12 protein-coding genes are annotated in these 21258 nt (G+C 36.0%); 1 reads left to right on the forward strand and 11 read right to left on the reverse strand.

The annotated features are described in order from the left end of the window. Nucleotides 1–5: 5 nt before the first annotated feature. From N4270_RS01980 to N4270_RS02000, 5 genes are all read right to left on the reverse strand, one after another. Nucleotides 6–3713 (reverse strand): metallophosphoesterase, encoded by a 3708-nt coding sequence (locus N4270_RS01980; RefSeq protein WP_260095116.1) that lies wholly within the window; start codon nt 3711–3713, stop codon nt 6–8. A gap of 74 nt (nt 3714–3787) precedes the next feature. Next, nucleotides 3788–4732 (reverse strand): L-histidine N(alpha)-methyltransferase, encoded by a 945-nt coding sequence (locus N4270_RS01985; RefSeq protein WP_260095117.1) that lies wholly within the window; start codon nt 4730–4732, stop codon nt 3788–3790. Between the two features lies 1 nt (nt 4733). Continuing rightward, the gene (gene egtB / locus N4270_RS01990) at nt 4734–5879 is read right to left on the reverse strand and encodes an ergothioneine biosynthesis protein EgtB (RefSeq protein WP_260095118.1); all 1146 of its coding nucleotides are present in this window, start codon (nt 5877–5879) and stop codon (nt 4734–4736) included. Between the two features lie 22 nt (nt 5880–5901). Continuing rightward, the gene (locus tag N4270_RS01995; RefSeq protein ID WP_260095119.1) at nt 5902–7119 is read right to left on the reverse strand and encodes a bifunctional alpha/beta hydrolase/OsmC family protein; all 1218 of its coding nucleotides are present in this window, start codon (nt 7117–7119) and stop codon (nt 5902–5904) included. A gap of 96 nt (nt 7120–7215) precedes the next feature. Then, nucleotides 7216–8778: a YdiU family protein gene (locus N4270_RS02000; protein WP_260095120.1), complete on the reverse strand. Its 1563-nt coding sequence runs from the start codon at nt 8776–8778 to the stop codon at nt 7216–7218. A 143-nt stretch (nt 8779–8921) separates the two neighbouring features. On the opposite strand from N4270_RS02000, the gene N4270_RS02005 reads away from it, so the two are divergent. Further along, entirely contained in the window at nt 8922–10196 is a 1275-nt protein-coding gene (locus N4270_RS02005; RefSeq protein WP_260095121.1) for a Pycsar system effector family protein, read from the forward strand. Here N4270_RS02005 and N4270_RS02010 read toward each other — a convergent pair. The 6 genes from N4270_RS02010 to N4270_RS02035 all read right to left on the reverse strand — a co-directional run bounded on the left by N4270_RS02010 (nt 10193) and on the right by N4270_RS02035 (nt 21220). Further along, nucleotides 10193–12568 (reverse strand): GAF domain-containing protein, encoded by a 2376-nt coding sequence (locus N4270_RS02010; protein WP_260095122.1) that lies wholly within the window; start codon nt 12566–12568, stop codon nt 10193–10195. The two genes, N4270_RS02005 and N4270_RS02010, sit on opposite strands and share 4 nt — an antisense overlap. Nucleotides 12569–12661: 93 nt before the next feature. Next, nucleotides 12662–13138, reverse strand: a complete 477-nt coding sequence (locus N4270_RS02015) for a hypothetical protein (protein WP_260095123.1) — start codon at nt 13136–13138, stop codon at nt 12662–12664. 4 nt (nt 13139–13142) lie between these two features. Continuing rightward, complete coding sequence (locus N4270_RS02020; protein WP_260095125.1) at nt 13143–15257, reverse strand: glycoside hydrolase family 97 protein; 2115 nt, start codon at nt 15255–15257, stop codon at nt 13143–13145. Nucleotides 15258–15264: 7 nt separating this feature from the next. Continuing rightward, nucleotides 15265–16926, reverse strand: a complete 1662-nt coding sequence (locus tag N4270_RS02025) for an alpha-amylase family glycosyl hydrolase (RefSeq protein ID WP_260095126.1) — start codon at nt 16924–16926, stop codon at nt 15265–15267. A gap of 1 nt (nt 16927) precedes the next feature. Continuing rightward, nucleotides 16928–18751 (reverse strand): alpha-amylase family protein, encoded by a 1824-nt coding sequence (locus N4270_RS02030; protein WP_260095556.1) that lies wholly within the window; start codon nt 18749–18751, stop codon nt 16928–16930. Nucleotides 18752–18832: 81 nt separating this feature from the next. Continuing rightward, on the reverse strand, nt 18833–21220 hold the full coding sequence (locus tag N4270_RS02035) for a TIM-barrel domain-containing protein (RefSeq protein ID WP_260095127.1): 2388 nt from the start codon (nt 21218–21220) through the stop codon (nt 18833–18835). Between the last annotated feature and the right edge of the window lie 38 nt (nt 21221–21258).

Here is a 21258-nt window from a genome sequence, read left to right on the forward strand (position 1 = left end):
CAAGCTTAGAAATTAAGCCCAAATCCAAACGAGAATCGCAGACCTTCGGTACTGTTAAAAAGGTTGAATGTTCCTGAAAGGCTTTCAGCAGCAGTAATCCAAAATCCGCCACCATAATCGTTATGCCATTTATCAGAATAATCTCCTTTGATCCATACACGACCCACATCAAATCCACCAAAAACTCCAATTTGAAGTGGTAAGGTTTTGGTTTTAAACGATTCAAAACTATAGCGTAAATCGGCACTACCAACAAATGAATTTTTTCCTGTAAAACGCTCGGTTCGGTAACCTCGTAATCCGTTTCGTCCACCAATATTAGCCGCTTGGTAGAACACTAAATCATCACCAACCCTTACTTGTAATCTCGCATCTGTTTTTAAAACTAGTTTTCTATCTCGGCTTAAAGCGTTATAAAAGCCTAAATTAGAATTGAGATACCCATAGGTGTTTTTTGTGTCTTTAAATTCGGTTTTACCACCAACATTGAATAAAAATGTCATGCCTCGAGTAGGATTGAGTTTATTATCAAAACTTGCATATTTATATTCGGCTTCTAAAGCACCAAAGAGACGTCTTTCATAAAATTCTTCAAATGATGATGGGACAAAATCGGTTATAAATCTGTCTGGTGTATCTTCAATTTCAATCGCTTCAAAAATGGCTCTAAAACCATAATCACTACCAAAATTTCCTTTTTTCAGAATTCCGGCTTTAGCCATATAAATACTTGTTTTGACTCGGTTATAATCGAGGTCCAGCTCATCATCTAGGTTTTCGGTTTCATTTCCGTAGCCAAAAAAGTTATTGGTGAAATTTTCTGAGGTAAACTGACCACCTACGTGTAAATTCCAATCGTTCATAATATTGGCAAACTCCCCATCATACAGAAGTGAAAATCCGCTAGTAGCAAAAAAATAACCTCCTCTGAAGCGATGCTGTTGAGAAAACGGATTACGCTGAAACCCATTTTTAGTCTTCACAAACTGCAACCCTAGCGACATTCCGTCATCTGGATTAAAGCCAATTGCTGGGGTAATCACACTTTTATTTACAATATGTTTTTGATAATCGAAGAGGTTGAGTTTATAGATATCGGTTAATCTAATTGTGCCTCCTTTATTTTCTTTAATAGTGTTGGGTTTGCTTTCGTGGTCATAAACTTTAACTCTTCGACCAGATTTAATGATATAAGTATCATTTTCCTGCCCACCAATAAGTCTTGTAAAAATGAGATTATTAGCTTTACCTGTCACTTCAAAAACATCTTTATCGTCTAAACCGTAAATCCAAATCTCTTTCGTGATGTTTTTATTAAAAGTTTTGTCGACAATCACCTCGCCTTTTTCACCATCTTTAATTCTGGATATTTTAACATGGGTTTCGTTGTCGCCAATTCTGTTAACTTCGATATAATCATCTTTATCGGTTCCTGTTAAAATAACCAGTTCGTTTAATACTTCATAATATCTAGCAGCGATGTCCAGTAGATTAGAACGTCTGCCTTTAAGTTTCTTTTTTATATCCTCTAAAGTCTCGTCATGAACGGCTTCAGGAACTTTTGAGAAGGCTTTTTCAATGACTTCATCGGTTATATTTTCCTGTAAAAACTGAGCGTGTTCTAACCATTTTTCTTTCGTTGCCTGCTGAACCATGACACGGTCAAGTTTTATACCTGCAGCATTCATCCACTCAATATCTTTAAGTTCTTCATCATACACTTGTAATTGCTTGGTGGAACCTGAAATAATTCGCATAACATCTAATAAGGCACCATCAAAATTAGAAAACACCTGATCTCTATCTCTTGGTATAGGACGAAACCACTTGTCACCATTTTCCTGATCAAACTGTGCCCAACGCCATTGGTCTTGATGTCTATCCCAATCTCCAATTAGCATATCAAATAAGCGTGCTCTTACGTAAGCATTATCATCAATTTTATATTTTTCATCTTCTCTCACTTTCTCAATAATATCGTGAGTACTTTCAATATCATCAGCAAAACCAAAGTTGCGCTCGTCGGTGTAATTTTCTTCTGGACGCTCTTCAATCATATACAATTCATCGCCATAGTCATTATTGTATTTTCCTAAGTGCTTATGCTTTGGTATATAATATATTTTAGGATTGGTATGATAAATTTGTGCAGCGTCAGACAAATCTGGAACCACCATAAACGCATAGGGATGAGCAGCAGTATAAAAATCTTGTATCAATCCTTCAACGGCAGTTTTTTCAAATTCATCTTCAATATATGTATCTTTAAATACAACTGCTTGTAAATACTGTGTGGCGCTCTTTTTTAAAGCACGCATATTGAGTTCTCGACCATCTTTGGTTTTTAAACGTATAGATCGAGTTTGGTGACCGCCACCTGCTCTTACAACTTCAAGTCCTCCATACAAAGTATCTAATGTTGCCACTTTCGCTGTGATTGTTGTACTGTAGACATCACGATAGTGGTCACCCCAAACAGATTCAAAAAATTTCGATTTATCGGTCGCTTCTTTTGTATAGATTGACGTTTCTATCTCCTGCGGAAATGTATCTGGTAATTTTGAGACGTCATAATCTTTTGTTGGCTCGTAAATTTCTTTGGCAAAAAGTAGTTTTGGTTGCCCATTTTCTTCCCCATAAATACTCACCCAACTGCTTCCATCTTTGTAAACAGTTAATTCTGCAAATCCTTGCTTTCCGTAGGAAAACAGTCCGTTATTACTTAATTGAGCAAAAGATTCTTTAGCGCCTGCTCCAGAAACTATTTGTTTGATTCGTTCGTTTTCAATGTACTGAAGCGTATGTTCATGACCAGAAACAAAGACTAGGTTTTCAGATTCAAATGCCAAGGTTTCTAAACGGTTCATTAACTTATTGTATTGTTCGTTATATCGATCCTGAATAGACACACCGCCTTGTGTTCTAATTTGTGTGATTAGAGACGCAAAAATCGGTACAGGGAATTTACTTTGCGTCGGATATAAATGTTTTTTTGCCGCATAATAACCACCATGAACACCATTGGTATACATAGGATGATGCATTGCAAATACAATGGTTTTGTTTTGAGCCTTTTTTATTTCGCCTTCAATTTCTTCAAAAAAGCGTTCTCTGGTTTTGATTTCACATTCATCGTTTATCGTCGGGTTTTTATTCCAGTCTTCTAAGTACCATTGGGTATCAATAACAATTAATTGAATGGTTTCACCCACATCAATACTTTCTAACGGACAACCATTTTCTGGCTGAAATGTATTTTTTCCGAGTGCGTCTTCAATATATTTTTCTTGTCGTTTGAGGCCTTTCAGTCTGTCGGCATACCAATCGTGATTTCCCGGAATAAATAAGACCTCACCTTTAAAATTTTTAACAGCTTTAATTTGACCATTAAGCGCATTTTCAGCTGCTGCTCTTCCTTCTTCATCTTTTGCCGGCAATCCTTCAGGATAAATATTATCACCCAAGAATAGTGTATAATCTCCTTTAGTATCTTTATTAGCAATATGATTATTAAAAGCGGTTAAAGCTTTAGACATGCCGCCTTGGGGTGATTTTCCCGCATCGCCAATTAGATAGAATGTTCTATCTATTTCTTTGTTTGGTCGAACAGCCTCTGCGCTACCCTCTTCTTTATATTGCGCTTTATAAGTTGCACAAGCATTAATTAAAAAACTGATTATAAAAAGTGTAGTTAATTTCTTAAAGTTGGTCATTGTTTATAGTTTAGATTACAAAAAAAAGGTATTAAAAGGTTACTTTTTATCTGTATCCCTAAAGATATTGATTCTTAAGCTAATTTTTCCCAAAGGCTATCTGTAAAATAATGCTTACAATCTAAAAAGTGTTTATTAATGCTAAAATTGGTTTGCTCAGATAAGTCTTCAATTTCAGAAAGTGTATATTTTTTTGAAAGTTCTGTCCATATCAATTCATTTTGTTTAAAACCTATAGAAGTATTTAAATCTTTAATATAAACTGTTTGCGCTTTTAGACTTACTATATAGCTTTTCACTTCACCATTTATAGGATTGTAGTGACAATAAAAATCAAAATCATCGATTTTAAAATCGGCTCCTAATTCTCTATTTATACGGATTAACAGATTGAGGTTAAACCGTTTTGTCACACCAGCTTTATCATAATAAGCGTTATGAATTATAATGGGGTTTTTCTTTAAATCGATACCAATAAGCAGCTTATCATTGATATTCATATTATCATTAAAAAGTCGTAGAAGCTTCCTGGCTTTTTCTTCAGAATAGTTTCCAATATTACTTCCTAAAAACAATAATAAACTTGGTGTTTTATGCTCTGACGTTTCACGTAATATCTCAAAATAATCACCAACCTTTGGCTGGATAGATAGTTTAGGCAAGCGTTCTTTTAACTTTTCAGAAAGCAAGGTAATAGCCTCCTGAGAAATATCAATTGGCACATAATTAAATGGGATGTCTTTATTAACTAAATACTCTAATAATTTAAAAGTTTTAAAACCATCACCAGCTCCAAGTTCAATAATATTAAACGGTTGTTCAAACTCTAAAGCTTCCACGATTTGTTTGGCTTGTAATGACAAGATTTCAAATTCAGAATCGGTTAGATAATATTCCGGCATTTGCATAATTTCCTGAAAGATGCGGCTTCCATTATCATCGTAAAAATACTTGGAAGATAAGTATTTGTTTTTGGCTTTTAAACCTTCTAAAATGTCTTTTTCAAACGTATTTTCCATATTATTTTACGAGCCTGATTCCTGAAAATTGCCATCTCATTTCTGGATGAAAAAAATTGCGATATGTTGGTCTGCTATGACCTTCAACGGTAGCTACCGAAGCTCCTCTAAGCACCATTTGATTAATCATAAACTTGCCATTGTATTCGCCTAATGCGCCTGGCGCTTTTGAAAAATTAGGATAAGGCAAATAGGCGCTATTGGTCCATTCCCAAAGTTGTCCGTAAGCAAATTGCTTTGAGGCTACTTCCCATTCAAATTCTGTTGGTAATCGCATGTGTTTCCATTCGGCAAAAGCATAAGCTTCATAAAAGCTAATGTGACTTACAGGTTCGTTGGGCTTAACCTCTTGAAAGCCTTGAAGCGTATAATAATGCCATTTCCCATCGATTTGATGCCAATATTCGGGAGCCTTAATATCGTTTTGCTGGATGTAATCCCAACCTTCAGCATGCCATAAATTGAAATTTTTATATCCACCTGCGTCAATAAACTCCATATACGCTTTATTGGTTACGAGTTGATCTGATATTTCAAATTCGTGTAAAAACACCTTGTGATATCCCAGTTCATTATCATAACAAAAAGTATCACTATCGTGACCAATCGCATAGACGCCCTCGTCAATTTTTAACCATTTTGAAGGCTGTTCAATTTCGGTTAATTCTATCTTATTTTCTAGGGTAGGAAACGTTGGCTGATATCCTAAAATATATTTGATGTCGTAGTAAAATAATTCTTGATGTTGCTGTTCGTGTTGAATCCCAAGCATTATAATATCTTTTATAGGTTCTGAAGGCTGAGTGTCTAAAAACAGAAGCATTTGTTCATCGACATACTTTCGGTAAGCGTACACTTCATCAACTGTTGGCCGCGTCATCAAACCTCTGTTTGGACGCAATACCCGAGTTCCGGCATTGTTATAATAGCTATTGAACAAATAGGCAAAATCTGCGTCATACACCTTATAATCAGACATAAATTCGGAAAGTACAAATTGTTCAAAAAACCAGGTACTATGTGCTAAATGCCATTTTGGCGGCGACACAAATACTTCAGGTTGCACCGAATAGTCTTCAGTTTTAAGGGATTTACAAATAATTACAAACCGTTTCCGAGTGTGTATATACGAATCTTTTAATGTCATTGATTATTTCTAAAACTATAAATTAAATAAGTTCTGTGTCGATAATAACTTCACTTTGCAATGTTTTATGAACGGGACATTTGGAAGCAATTTCTTTTAGGCGTTGTTTTTGAGACTCGTCTAAGTTACCAATAAAAGTCAACTTTTTTGATAAATGATCCAATCGCGTTGGTTTCTCAAGATCTAACATTAAATCGTCACTATGCTTTTTAGAATAGGTAATATAGGCATACACTTCTTGTAAATCCCATTGTTTACGTTCGGCATATAATTTTAAGGTCATGACTGTACAAGCTGCCAAACCTGCACTAAGAAAATCATAAGGCGAAGGCCCAAAATCATCGCCTCCAACCGAACTAGGTTCATCTGCAATAAAGCTATGCTTAGCCGTTTGAATGGTTGTTGTAAAATGATTTTCTTTTAAATCTAAATGTGCCACCAACTGTTCTCCAGAGGTATCGAGCATGGTATTGTCTTGTGTTGAAAAATAGCGTTTAACCCAACTTCCAATCATATCGCCTACATACAAACTATCTTGAGTGTTACTCAATAAATGATCGGCATTGTCTAAACTTATAAAACTCTTAGGATGATGCGCACTAACATATAACTTTTCGGCATTTTTAATTCCTACAATGGTATCAATCGGAGAATGTAAAATGAGTAATGGTTTTCGCAAGGCCTTTACAATTGAAGGCAAATCAGTTTTATCAAAATCGGATACAAAGGCTTCATCAATCTTAAATGGGCGTCCGCCAATATTAACTTCTACTCTTCCTTTATCTTTAATTTCCTCTATACCATGAGAAAACAAATGTTTCACATGGCTCACACTTGCTGGAGCACCAACAGTCGCCACAGCTTTTACATTATCTAATTTTGATGCTGCAACTAAAACGGCCGCACCTCCCAGAGAATGTCCAACTAAAAGTGAAGGAGCTTGATACTCTGCTTTTAAAAAGTCGTTTACCGCTATTAAATCATCGACATTAGCTGAAAAATGACTTTCGGCAAACTCACCTTCACTACGTCCTAATCCGGTAAAATCAAAACGTACAACACCAAAACCATGTTGGGTTAATGCTCTGCTTATATTTTTCACAGCATTTAAAGAACTGCTACAAGTAAAACAATGCGCAAAAATGGCAAAGTGTTTTGGCTTTTGGTTTGCCGGCAATTCTAAATAAGCTTGAAGTTTAAGCCCTTTCTTATTTTCTATTTTAAGTCGTTCGTTATTCATAAATCTTTTGGTAATTATTTAAAAACTGAATTACTTTTTCTTCTGGCATTTCACTATAACCTTCAGGCAGTGCTTGAGTTTGCTTCAACACATACATTAGGAACTACAAGATAACATCGAACAACCAACCTTATGTCTTGCCCAATCTGGTCGTTTTGCAAACCATTTCTCATGTTCAGGTTGTTCAGCATAAGGTTGTTTTAAAAGCTGAAACAATTCATCAATGCGTTTATAATCTCCATTATTGGCATCGTCTATGGCTAATTGTGCCATATAATTTCTAAGCACATATTTAGGGTTGGTTGCATTCATTTTAACTTTCCGTTCCTCATCAGATAACAACTCATTCTCTAATCTCGAATCATAGGCCTTAAACCAATCGCGCCATTGCTGCGCTATACTATCGGCAATATCATTAGGCACATAAAAGGCGTCTTTTACCACCTCCAACCCTTTTGGGCCATCTCCTTTTTTGAAGTTGCTCAAATTTCTGAAGAACAAAGTCATATCTGTTTCGGTTAATAACAAGGCATCTTCTAAATTCTGAATCAATATATGATCTTGGTCGTCATTTTGTGCTAAACCTAATTTGGAACGCATCATGTCCAGAGATTTTTTTTCAAAATTGCTTTTGTAAGTCTCCAATATATCTTCTAAAGGCACAGTATCTTCAATGAGCGGATACAAGGCATTGGCAAGTTGATATAAATTCCAAAGTCCAATATTAGGCTGATTCCCATAACGGTAGCGCTTATGCTGGCTGTCGGTTGTATTTGGCGTCCATCCAAAATCAAAACCTTCCAACCATCCGTAGGGTCCGTAATCAATAGTTAATCCGAGAATAGACATATTATCGGTATTCATCACACCATGAACAAAGCCAACACGTTGCCAGTGGATAATCATTTCTAATGTACGATGAGACACTTCAGCAAAAAACTTAATATAAGTCGCTTTTGAGGGCTGTCCTAAATGTGGATAGTGGTGCTTTATGGTATAATCGACTAACGTCTTCAAAGTCTTATGATCTTGTCTTGCGGCGAAAATTTCAAAACTTCCGAAGCGTAAAAAGGAAGGCGCCACACGGGTCACAATAGCCCCTTTTTCATAAGCAGCATTACCATCATACAACATATCTCTCAAAACGTCATCTCCTGACAAAGCCAGAGTTAATGCTCGCGTTGTTGGCACACCTAAATGAAACATCGCTTCACTACATAAGTACTCCCGAATGGATGAACGCAACACTGCTAATCCATCGGCTGTTCTAGAATAAGGTGTTTCTCCAGCACCTTTTAGCTGTACGGTCCAATGCTTATCATCGTGTTCAATTTCAAACAAATTGATGGCTCTTCCGTCACCTAATTGGCCTGCCCAGTTTCCAAATTGATGACCTCCATAACACATCGCATAAGGTTTAGTGCTTTCTAAGACTTTTTGTCCTGAAAAAATATCTAAAAAGGTTTGGCTAGAAATATCAGCTTCTGTAATTCCTAAGGCCTTGGCCATAGCTCTCGATACATGGAGCATTTCAGGCTGGCTTGTCGACTTGGGAGTGACGTACGAAAAGCAGGCTGATTTAACCTGTCGTCTGGTATTCTCTAGAACAGGATCTGCAGGTAGGTTTTGAGTAAATGTATTCTTGATATTTAGTTGCATTTGGCTTCTTTAATCGATAAGATTAATTTTTTTAGTCATAAAGACATAATTTACGAATTATTTTGTCGTTTATGCTGATTGGAAATTACATATTATGTTAATTCTTAATTTCGTAATTTTACTTTAATCTATAATTGATGTTTATGGCTACTGATCTTATTAAAAAGACTGAAGAATTTGTATTTGATTTATTAAAAAAAGAATTAGATCCTGTTTTTCTTTATCATAATTTTAAACACACCGAACGTGTTTTAAAAAGTACTCGTGAGATTATCGAAAACACAGATGTTACTGAAGAAGAGGCTCAAATTCTTGAAATAGCCGCTTTACTTCATGACACAGGTTACACTCAAGGTGCCGAAGATCACGAAGAAAAAGGTGTTAAAATTGCTACAGATTTTTTAACAAAACAGGATGCAGACCAAGCCTTAATTGATGCTGTAAACACCTGCATCATGGAAACAAAATTTAAAGAAGTACCCACTACAAAACTTGGCAAAATTATTAGAGATGCTGATGCGTCTCATTTTGGAAAGAAATATTTTGAAGAAGCGAGTGAGTTTTTAAGAAAAGAACTCGAATTAAGAGGTGTTGAAAGCTATTCACCAACTGAATGGCGCAATGAAAACATCAAGGTGCTTGCCAAAAAACATCAATATTATACAGATTATGCTTTAAAAAACTGGCAATCTAGGAAAGATAAAAATCTTGCCAACCTCATGAAAGCTAAGAAAAAGCAGAAAGCAAAATTTAAAAAAGAGGAAATAAAAGCCAAATACAAAGCACAGTACAAAAATGAAAGTCCGGAACGTGGTGTCCAAACATTTTACAGAGTTGCATTAAGAAACCATATCAAACTTAGTGATATTGCCGATACCAAAGCCAATATTTTACTGTCGGTTAATGCCATTATCATTTCTGTGGTTTTAGCTAATTTGATTTCAAAATTAGACACCAATCCTTATTTAACCTGGCCAACAGTAATCTTTACTTTATTTAGTGTCATCTCCATGGTGATGTCTATCATTGCTACACGACCAAATGTTACGAGTGGGCAATTCACGAAAGAGGATGTAAAAAACCAAAAAGTAAACTTGAGTTTCTTCGGGAATTTTCACAAAATGGAACTGGAAGAATTTGAGTGGGCCATACGAGAATTGGTAAATGATAAAGATTACATCTATAAAGCGTTAACCAAAGACTTATATTTTCTAGGTAAAGTTTTGGAGCGTAAATACCGACTATTACGCATCACCTATACGGTCTTTATGATAGGTATCATAGTGTCATTAATTGCTTTTGGAGTAGCTGTAAAAAACAATCCAGGAATTGATATACAAGAAGTTTTAGATCCTGAAACCCAAAGTCATCTTTTAAAACCAGAACCGGATAATACGAATATCTACGTGGTTAGCTAGGCCTTGATTTCTTTCATCAAGTCCTCGTAGGTATAAAATGATTTATCGTCTGGATCTTTATGGTATAACACACTTACTCTAATCGCTTTTAAACCCGTAACTGCTTGTAAGTCCTGAAGCTCTACAATTTCAACATCGTCATCCAGATATTTTTTAGACTGTAAAAACCTAATATATCTCATATACTCAATTTCATCTTGCTTTTGAGAATAGACAATACTAATTTTCCCTTTTTGAGTGACACGCTTTTTGGTACCTTTAATATAAGCTTTGTCTACACGTTTTTTTACAATTTCGTATCTGGCATTGTAAGTACCATCGACATCAAATTGTTTTTCGTCCATTCTAAAACTAATCGATAAAGGCTGATTAAACACCAAAATCATCGAAGCCACATCAAGTTTGACAGGAAAATTTGACTGCATTAAATAGAATGAATTTTCCATTTCGCACATCACCTGTAACTGCCATAATCTTAAATTATATAAGTAAATAGGGTTAAACGATTCTTCTTTGGTGATAGACTCTCCAATGTACATATTATGCTCAACGCCATCAGTTTTGAAACGTTCAAAATAATGCGGATACATCGCTTGGGCTTCAACTTGCTTTTTATCTAAAAGTGCTGCCATTTCCTTGTTAACCAAAGCTATAGTATCATCGTAATCTTTTCGGTGTTTGTATAATACATCTACTTTGTCATCGATACTTTTAAAATAGGCATAGACCTCATCTTTTAAAGGCTGAATCACTTTTAAATGCTCGAATAACGGATCAATATCTTGTTTAATAAACGATGATATTTGTTGTTCACTATCGACTTGAAAATGTTGATCTAAACCTTCAAGGTATTCATTAATCTGATATAAGAACTGTTCGTATATTGGTAGTTTTTCCAATTCAAAAGCATTCAATATGATAGACTTAATCATATTTAACTGAATTTGTAAATCCTTTTGAGTTGCCGAATTTCTGGCTTCGGAAGATCCTTTTATATCGATTTGACCATAAAGCGGATAAATATTTTCGAACGCAATTTTATTAAAATTAGGTTCTTTACCATTCATTTCATCTTTAATAAATTGTCGTGCTTCTTTTTCGAATCGCCAGTTGACACTCGGATGAATAGATGTACACTCTTGCTGAATAATGGCTTCAATTAAGTTTTGTTCTTGGTTTTTAGAACGTTCAACAGCCGTGACGATAAACGGCATTACATCCACCAATTTATTAGCATTGATACTGTTTAAAACTTTGGGTTGTTCTGAAACAATTTCTAGAATACCCATGAGACCTTCATCATTAGCTATAGGTGCTAAGATTGCACTTTGTATCTTCTGGTCTTTGAGAGATTTATATTGTGGTGCTTTACCTTTTGAAAGGTCGTAAAACTTATTAACATCAGAAATGGTATAAAACTTCTTTTCTTTGAGTAAAGTGTTATAGGACATTTCACAAAGTGCGCCACAACATGATTTAGACTCTGAATCATTCAATAAAAAACTATTCATTCCGACGCCATAAACACGTTCAAAACTATCTTCTTCTTTATTGTAAATAGAAAATCCTACTTTGATATCTTCAAGTCCTAAGAGCGATTGAAAAATCTTATGAAAATCTTTCATAAATCCTTCGTCTTTACGCTTTTCCTCTCCAATTAAGCTCGACTTGATATTTGAAATTGCCTGATCTGCAGTGACATTAAAAATATTAGAAATTACAAACCCTTTAAACGTGTAACTGTTTGGTGGAAATTTCTCTTTCCACAAGGCCATATTATCAAAGTTATCTAGTAATTCATCAACATCCTCTTGCGTGATCTTTGGTGCATGTTCAGACGGTACAATTTCAGTAAAATCGGCATTATATAAGATTTTATAAAATTGGATTATCCCATTTTTATCAGGGATTTCATAATAAAATGGTCGTTTAAAATTAATGGTATATCCGTAACAAAAATCCAAAATAATGGTACATGCGATGATATATTTTTCATCCTTAGGCATGTTTTTTATTTGCAATTCAAAATCCTCTCCAGCATTTTCAATGATAGATTTAAAACGCTCCGACGAATTAAAAATTAGATTATGAAAGGGTACAGAAGCTGTTTTAATTTCATTTTTTGTCAGCACTGGACTAAATGAATCTTGAAGTATGGTTCTGATTTCTTTTTCGCGTTCTTTTAAAATAGACACATCACTAAAGCCTTCGCGAAGAATTGGGTAAGCATCAGCAGTTTTAATAACACGACGTGCCTTAGCTGCAATAAACTCATCGTCACTTTGAGAAAGTTCCTCATAGTGTTTTAAGAGTTTATCAAAACTCACTTTTAAACTAAAAGGAGATTCAATATTTTCATTAATATCCGTCATTGTAACACTTAGTAACATGCAAAGTTACGAATTAAAAGATTAGTCGCTTCATATAAGACTATCTTACAGGTGTAATGTTACAACTATGAGGTGTTAAAAACCGATATGCCCATAGGTCCAGTTAGACCCATCACTTATAAACATTAGTGTTTTGGTACGATCACCGCCATCATTTCCAATATCGGCTGTCATGGTCACCGATTTTGAACTTACCCGACTATCTCCTGGAAAGAATTCTACGCCATTTCCTGGTCCAGCTACAAATCCAAACGAATAAATCACAGCATCTACAGCATTAGAGATATTACGTACAATATAAACTCTACCTGGAACCGTTGTTGCATCTGGCAATATAAATTCTACATTACCTGCTGTAGGTGTGAAATTAAGATAAATACCATCATCAATTACAGTTGCACTACCGCCAGGACCACCATTATAATCAACAACCTTTAATGATAAATTCCCATTGATATCTAATGTACTCCTCGGACTTGTTGTTGCAATTCCAACCTGGGAAAAACTTATTCCTGAACATAATAAAATCACTAATAATGCTATCCTTTTCATCCTATTACTTTTTAATTATACTTATGGCACAACCGCCACCTTCAGCAAGAACTAATGTCAATTTGGAGCTATTATTAACTGTCTTTTTTTCTATATCTAAATCCAAAGGATTGTTATTCCAATGGGCATTTTTTCCATCTTTATAAATGGTTGCTTCATACTCTTGATTGGCATCCAAAAAATCTAAATCTATTTCAAATGTTCTAGCATGTTCATCAGTAATACTTCCTAAAAACCAGTTATTTGTTAGACGCTCTTTACGAGCAATAGTCACATAATCCCCTACTTCACCATTTAAAACTTTAGTAGTCTGCCAATCGACTCCTACATCTTTAATAAATTGTAAAGGCTCGGGATTAGCTTCATAATGTTCTACCAGATCTGCAGCCATTTGCACAGGACTATAAATCACAACATACAGGGCTAATTGCTGAGCTAATGTGGTATTAACCTGATTGTCCTTTTTGTATTCATCAAATTTGATATTGAAAATTCCAGGAGTAAAATCGATTGGTCCAGCTAACATTCGTGTAAAAGCAACGATTGGTAAATGTTCTGGAGGATTGCCACCATCTTCAGCCCAAGCATTAAATTCTTGTCCGCGTAAACCTTCTCTAGAAATAATATTAGGATAGGTTCTGCGTAATCCCGTTGCTTTAATAGGTTCATGTGCATTGACAGCCACCTGATAACTTGCCGCTTTAATCGCCGCATTATTATATTGGTTCACCATATATTGTCCATGATGGTATTCACCTTTAGGTAAAATTTTTCCAACATAGCCTGATTTCACAGCATGCATACCGTATTTCTGCATGAGAGCATAAGCTGTGTCTTGTTGTTGTTCATAGGTTTCGGTTGCGGCAGAAGTTTCATGATGCATAATAATAGCAACCCCTTTCTCTTTTCCGTAGCGCACAACCTCATCAATATCGTAATCGGGATACGTAGTTACAAAATCGAAAACACCTTCGCGATCTTCAAAACCAATCCATCGTTCCCAGCCTGTATTCCAGCCTTCTACTAAAACTCCACCGATGTTATTTTCAGCTGAAAAATCAATAAAACGCTTTACATTTTCGGTTGTTGCGCCATGTCTGCCATGTGCTTTACCAGTGTCTTTCCATTGACCATCGACCATTTCCATACCGTAATCCCAAGATGATTTTCCGAGATGCATTTCCCACCAAACGCCTGTATATTTCATCGGTTTAAACCAAGATACATCACCAAGTTTATTAGGCTCATTTAAATTAACAATTAACTTCGATTCAATTAAATCTGGTGCGTTATCTGTAATTTGAATTGTTCGCCATGGCGTATGAAAGGGCAAGCTGCGTTTGACTTTAAAATCTGTGTTTTCCGAACCTACTAAATGACTTTCAAGATTGAGGTTTTTGGTGTCTACTTTTAAGGTCATCCCAGAATAGTCCACTAATGCAGCTTCGTGAAAGCTTAAATGCAGCCCATCTTCACCAACCATTGTGACAGGTGTATTTACTGCATTTTCGGGAATATACGTTTGTGCTAAATTCACATGACCAACATATTTTAAAGCATCGATTTCTGAAAGTTTTGTCGTACTATATAAATGTTCGTAAATATCCCAATCACCAGGAATCCAGAAGGTTTTATAATCTTGAGTCAGGTTAAACTGTGTATGTTCTTCGGTAATTTCAACCTCGCTTAAACGGGCTTGTTCAGGGAATTCATAACGCAAGCCCACACCATCATCATAAACTCTGAATATGATATTAAGAAAACGCTCAGGAGTCACCTTTTCTTGAAGCATCACTCTAAGTTCTCTGTAATTGTTCTCAACAGTTTCTTGTTCGCCCCAAGGCATTTCCCAACTTTCGATATGCGTTTCGGTTTCGGACTTTTTAACGATAAAATGCTTGTCAAATGCAGGTGCATTTTTAAATTCAAAACCCAAATAAGAAGTATCTATCACCACTTTATTATTTCGAGTCACCAGGTAATAAGGCTTGCCGTCTTCGGAAAGATTAAAATTAAGTTTTAGCAATCCGTTAGATGACACGGCTTCAAAAACTCGGTCTTCGGAAGAGTTACAACTCCATAAACTAAGCACTAATACTATTAAAATAAGGACTCTCATAAGTATTTTATTTTGGTTCTAAAAGAACGATATCAAATTCTGAATCAACAGTAACTTTTCCATCTTTAACCGTGACGTTTTGGTTCGAATAGGCATCATGTAATACCATACCATCTTTAAAAATTTCTGCGACTTTAAGTGTTTTTTTTCCTGATTGTAAATCCAAGCCAACAACCACGACATCTTTAAAATCACCATCAGAAAAACTTCTGTAAAACGTATAGGGTTGCTGTGTGATCATTTGATGCATTCCAGCGCCAATAGCTGGATGATTCGCTCTAAATTGTCCGAGTTTTTTCCAATGCGCTAAAACCAATTTTGTTTTCTCATTATTTTTAAGTGCATCCCAATTCATTTTGGAACGCAAATTTGCATCTCCAACGGCACTATCTACTACTAAAATCCGAGCCGATTCATCACCATAATACACTTGAGACGTTCCGGGACCTAACAATAACTTGGTTCCGGTTTCAAAAGGTTTTTCTCTTAACGGATCAAAAGGTTGCCCATCATCATGCGAACTTAAATAGTTAAGTACGCCAAAGCCTTTTAATTGGTGATGTAAGATACTGTCATACTTTGAAAACACAGCTTCAACTTCCATTTGTTTGACATTCCATTTGTATTCAAAATTGATTTGACTCGTAAATCTATTATCGTAGTAATTGACTTCTTTATCTCCAAAATTGAAAAGTTTTCCGCTACTAATTCCGTAGTTATACACTTCACCCACCAGATAAAAATCGTTATCATCTAAAACCTTATCTGGATGGTTCTTTTTATATTCTGAAAACGCATAATCGCATTCGGTTTTAAATTCTTCCCAAACAAATTCTTCGGTGTGCTTAACTGTATCACATCTGTAGCCATCTATACCAAATTCTGTAATATAATCGGTTAACCATTTCATGATATAAAAGCGTGGTGCTCTTGGGTGACCAGTGCGTTCAAAAAAAGCATCCAATTCTGCCATTTCCTGCTCATAGCGTCCTTCGGTTTTCCACTTTTCAACGAGTTGTGGTGGTAATTCTACGGCTTCATTACTTTCGGTTTTAATATCTGGTAAATTCTTTACCAATGTACAGGTAATGGTGTTTTCGTAATTATTATATTGGCATTGAGGCTCTGTTCGTACCCAATCGCTAGGCCACACAGGGTCTTTATCAGTGACTGGTCCTGTATGGTTAATTACAGCATCCAATACCACTCGAATTCCTTTAGCATGTGCCGCTTCTACCAACTGTTTTAAATCTTCTTTTGTACCATAATTGGGATCGATAGCGGTCCAATCTTTAGCCCAATAGCCGTGAAACCCATAAGTGACTCCTGTACCTTCATCGGTTCCACCGTGGATTTGTTCTACAACAGGTGTCATCCAAATTGCATTGATTCCTAAATCTGTAAAGTAACCATCTTCAATTTTCTGAGTGATTCCTTTTAAATCTCCACCTTCAAAACCACGGAGTTTTCCTGTTTTTTTAGTTCTGTCAAAATTAATATCGTTAGAAGGATCGCCATTATTAAAACGGTCGGTCAACAAAAAGTAAAGGTTTGCAGCTTCCCAGACGAAAGGTGTTTCTGGGGTTTCAACAGGATCTGCTTTGCTGACTTTAGTTTGACAACTAAAGCATGCTGCAATTATTAGAATTAAAACGAGACTTCTTTTCATATTACTTTTTTAATTTAAGTATCAACGATTGCAATGGTATTAAGGATATCTTAGCCAAACCTTCACCATTGGCAACCGTTAATGCTGTGGTGTACGAATTATTCAGTTGATCTGATAACTCATACGATTGATTGTTTAATTCCCAGGTTTCTATAATCCCTTCCGGAATTTTAAGTTCAAAATCACGTCCGTTTTCGGCATCAAAATTGGAAATTATTATTAAGTGTTCTTCAGCACTCCATCGAACAAACGACAAGACTTTGTCATCATAATTTGTAGTGTTTTCTCGGTTATAGTGATGAATATCCTGATAGTTTCCAGCCAACGCAGAGCTTTGAATTGTAAAATTTAATAAGCGTTTGTAAAATTCACGAAGTTCTTTTTCTTCAGCGGTTGATTGTCCGCCATCAAACTGTTTATTATTAACCCATCTTACAAGGCTTGGCACACTTCCGTAGTCAAAAATTGAAGTCCGTGTCGGATCCCCAAAACCTAAATCTTCGGCGCCTGGCTCTCCAAATTCTTGTCCGAAATACACCATCGTAGGCGATGTACTTATAGTTGCAGATACAACCATTGCAGGCTTTCCTTTTTCGGCACTTCCAGCAAAATCGGGACTTGCTATACGTTGCTCGTCATGATTTTCGAGGAAATGAAGCATATGATGTTCAATATCTTTTAAATCGTCTTGAATTGGCGGAATATTATCCGTTTTTCCGTGACCTTGCATGACGTGTTTGATCGTATCATACAACTGTACTTTGTCGTAGAGATAATCCATTTTTCCTTTTTTGATATAGTCTCTATACAAGCTTGGATTATAGACTTCAGCTAACAAGAAAGCATCGGGGTTTTTCATTTTGATATGTGAATTCATGTAGCTCCAAAATTCGACAGGCACCATTTCCGCCATATCGTAGCGAAATCCATCAACCCCTTTTGCTGTCCAATACAAGGTAATATCCTTAAATTTCTTCCAGGAACTCGGAACGGTTTTAGCTTTCCAAAACTCGAAATGGGCTTTATAATCTTCGTTGTCAAACCCTTCTGGCAATTCATCAAAATCTTTGTTACCATCAGGAGACACACCATAATTCACCTTTACAGTTTCATACCAATCGTACATGTCTGGTTGTGATGCACGTGAGCCATTGCCTGTCCATTTTGCTGGGTTTTCTTCAAATTTTCCATCGGCCATAGGATGATGTTCACCTCCTAAAGGCTGGTAACCATTTTTCCATTCTGGCACTTTAAAAGCCTCTCCAGGATTGTAATAAAAGTTATTATTAACAGCGTAAGCTACTGTTGTATCATCTTCGGCACCAAAATCGGAAGCACCTTCAGGATTAGATGCACTTTGATAATTTCGAGCCACATGATTAGGCACAATATCAATGATCACCTTAAGACCAGCATTATGCGAGCGCGCTATTAAAGCTTCGAACTCTTCTAAGCGATTGTCAACATTATCGGCTAAATCGGGATTTACATTATAGTAATCTTTAACCGCATAAGGTGAACCAGCACGTCCTTTAACGATATCTGGATCGTCATTAGAAATGCCATATTGGGTATAATCGGTAATGACATCATGATGCGGCACACCAGTATACCAAATATGAGTCACACCTAAATCTTTAATTTCTTTTAAAGCTTTATCGGTAAAATCACTAAACTTTCCTACGCCATTTTCTTCGAGAGTACCCCAAGGTTTATTTGTAGTATTAGTATTTCCAAAGAGTCTTGTAAAGACTTGATAAACGACTTCTTTTTTCTTCATGCTTTGTTTGGCCTCATTAACCGTCTGTTGGTGTTCAATATCCATTTGTTTGGGTTCATTCTTACATCCAAAGAAACCAATCCATACCAGTGTAAATAAGATAAATTTTGTGTGTTTCATTTGGGATTAGTTTATAAGTTTAAGTTTAATTGTTTTTGCTTTGGAAGTATGCCACGGAAACGTAACAATGAGATTTTTTAAAGCCTCACTGTAAAAGAAATCCACTTTTTTTCCGTCGATTTTCACATACTTAGGACGCTTTGAAATATTATGAATGGTGAAATCTATAGTTCTCCTTTTTGCCGTAAACATTTTTCCTGTTTTGGCATCAAAGTCAAACTGAAGGTTACGACCTTTAAAGTTGGCTTCAAGGTTTAAGATTTGATAGATTTCATTCTCATAAGCAGCAACTGTTTTACCATCATCATTGTAAAATTCTCGCCGACTTTGGGTCACAGAATTGTGATGCCCATAACTTAAATATAAGGTCTGATTCTCAACGAATTTTGTACTTTGTTGTGGCCTTAGCATTGGAATAAAAGCACCAGCTCTTATAAATGTTGGGATAGATTGTTCTTTAGTTGGAATTGTTTTTGTTTGTCCGCCTTCAAACACTTCAGCAGTATCAAAATCAAACCAAGCGCTATGCTTCGGAAAGTAAATCGTTTGTTCTTTTTGTCCCGCTTTTAAAATTGGAGCAACCAAGATATCTTTTCCCCAGAGATACGCATCAGAATAGGCATATAAATCTGGGTTATTAGGTTCTTCAAAAAACAGAGGTCGCATTAATGGCGTTCCCGTCTGGCTATTTTGAAACATTAAATTGTAATTGTAAGGCAAAAGTGCGTAGCGTAATTCTATAGCTTGTCTGGCCAGTTCTTTTACCTTTTCACTTCTAAAAACAGGCTCACTAGCCACGTCTTCTTGCGCATGCGGACGGTAAATAGGTTGAAATACGCCATATTGTAACCATCGTACATACAGTTCATCATCAAGGTTTGCACCAGCAAAACCGCCTAAATCACTATGCATATAGGCCAAACCTTGCAGTCCCATTTGGAGTGCAATTTCGGGTTGAGACTGTAAACCTCCCCAAGTACGATTGACGTCTCCAGACCAAGGCACCATGCCATAACGTTGAGATCCAGAATATCCAGCACGCATTAAAATAAAAGGTCGTTTATCAGGGCTTGCCTCCAGGCTAGATTCATACACCAATTTTGCCCAATCGTGTCCATATATATTGTGGACTTCATCGGCAGTTCCTGCTTCAAATTTAACCCAAGATGGTAGCACTTCAGGTTCGCCAAGGTCTCCCCAAAATCCGTTAACGCCAAGCTTTGCTAAGTCTTTGTAGATGGTTTTAAACCATTGCTTTCCTTTATTGCTATAAATATCGATAATCCCTGTGTTTCCGAAGTAAAAATCGTAGGTAGCAGGATTCCCAATAGTATCTTTTGCTAAAATATCTTTTTCAACAGCTTCATCCCAGCGCTTAGACGTGGTGAGCATAAAAGGCTCTGTAATTAAAATCGTTTCTACATTTTTCGCCTTTAAATCTTTTACCATTTGTTGTGGGTTAGGGAAAGAATCTCTATCAAAAGCCAAGTTTCCCATAGTGCCTTTAATGTCTTTTCCAAACCAGTACAAATCCAGAATTATGGCATCAACCGGAATTCCTTCATTTCTAAATGCATCGATAGTTTCTATAACTTCCTTTTGAGAATGGTATCCAAAACGGCTTGAAAAATTACCTAAAGCCCAACGCGGTAACATGGGTTGCTTTCCTGTTAAATTGGTATAATTATCCACGATGTCATACCAGGATTCACCTACAATCACCTGATAGGCTTTACGACCAGAAATCGTTTCATAACTTAAGGTATTATCACCTTTACTATCTAAATCTAAAAAGCCTATTGGCGCATTATCAAAATGCACCATATACTGGTTTGACGACATCACAATTGGCAATGTAAAATTCATCAATTCGGAATGCGTTTCATAACCATAATGTGCACGATTATACAGCTGTAATCTATGCCCACGACGATTCATTCCAAGAGCTCTTGCACCTCCTCCATATAGCACTTCATCTTTAGATATTTCAAATTGAATGGTTTCTAGGCTATCATTTTTTGCATAACCTGCTTTTTCAGAAATGACGTGCTTGTCTTTATAATAATATGAGATTTGAAACGGAGATTTGGTTATCATTACACGGAGTCCGTTAGTACTGAGAAGAATATCCATGCCTCGTTCTACAATTTTAACATTAGAGGCGCGAGATGTCATCACAACGGCATGAGAATTTTTGATTAATTCTTCACCATGAGGCACAAAAGTAGTTTCGATAATTTCGGAAGAAAAAGGTGTAATCACATACTGACCATCGCTAACTTCAATCTTTAAAACTGCACCTTCAGCTGTGGCACTTTTAAAAATACGGTTCGGATTTTGAGCCGTAATTGCAACCGATAAAAACAGTAATATATGTGCTAAATAATTTTTCATCTTCGTTATTTATAAGCTTCTGAAATTCATTCAGAATA

The sequence above is a fragment of the Psychroserpens sp. SPM9 genome (assembly GCF_025153525.1).
Taxonomy (GTDB): domain Bacteria; phylum Bacteroidota; class Bacteroidia; order Flavobacteriales; family Flavobacteriaceae; genus Psychroserpens.

Bases quoted from the DNA above. Each gene is read 5' to 3' on its own strand.
- N4270_RS01980 (WP_260095116.1), bottom strand. From the start codon at position 3,713: ATGACCAACTTTAAGAAATTAACTACACTTTTTATAATCAGTTTTTTA.
- N4270_RS01985 (WP_260095117.1), bottom strand. From the start codon at position 4,732: ATGGAAAATACGTTTGAAAAAGACATTTTAGAAGGTTTAAAAGCCAAA.
- egtB (WP_260095118.1), bottom strand. From the start codon at position 5,879: ATGACATTAAAAGATTCGTATATACACACTCGGAAACGGTTTGTAATT.
- N4270_RS01995 (WP_260095119.1), bottom strand. From the start codon at position 7,119: ATGAATAACGAACGACTTAAAATAGAAAATAAGAAAGGGCTTAAACTT.
- N4270_RS02000 (WP_260095120.1), bottom strand. From the start codon at position 8,778: ATGCAACTAAATATCAAGAATACATTTACTCAAAACCTACCTGCAGAT.
- N4270_RS02005 (WP_260095121.1), top strand. From the start codon at position 8,922: ATGGCTACTGATCTTATTAAAAAGACTGAAGAATTTGTATTTGATTTA.
- N4270_RS02010 (WP_260095122.1), bottom strand. From the start codon at position 12,568: ATGACGGATATTAATGAAAATATTGAATCTCCTTTTAGTTTAAAAGTG.
- N4270_RS02015 (WP_260095123.1), bottom strand. From the start codon at position 13,138: ATGAAAAGGATAGCATTATTAGTGATTTTATTATGTTCAGGAATAAGT.
- N4270_RS02020 (WP_260095125.1), bottom strand. From the start codon at position 15,257: ATGAGAGTCCTTATTTTAATAGTATTAGTGCTTAGTTTATGGAGTTGT.
- N4270_RS02025 (WP_260095126.1), bottom strand. From the start codon at position 16,926: ATGAAAAGAAGTCTCGTTTTAATTCTAATAATTGCAGCATGCTTTAGT.
- N4270_RS02030 (WP_260095556.1), bottom strand. From the start codon at position 18,751: ATGGATATTGAACACCAACAGACGGTTAATGAGGCCAAACAAAGCATG.
- N4270_RS02035 (WP_260095127.1), bottom strand. From the start codon at position 21,220: ATGAAAAATTATTTAGCACATATATTACTGTTTTTATCGGTTGCAATT.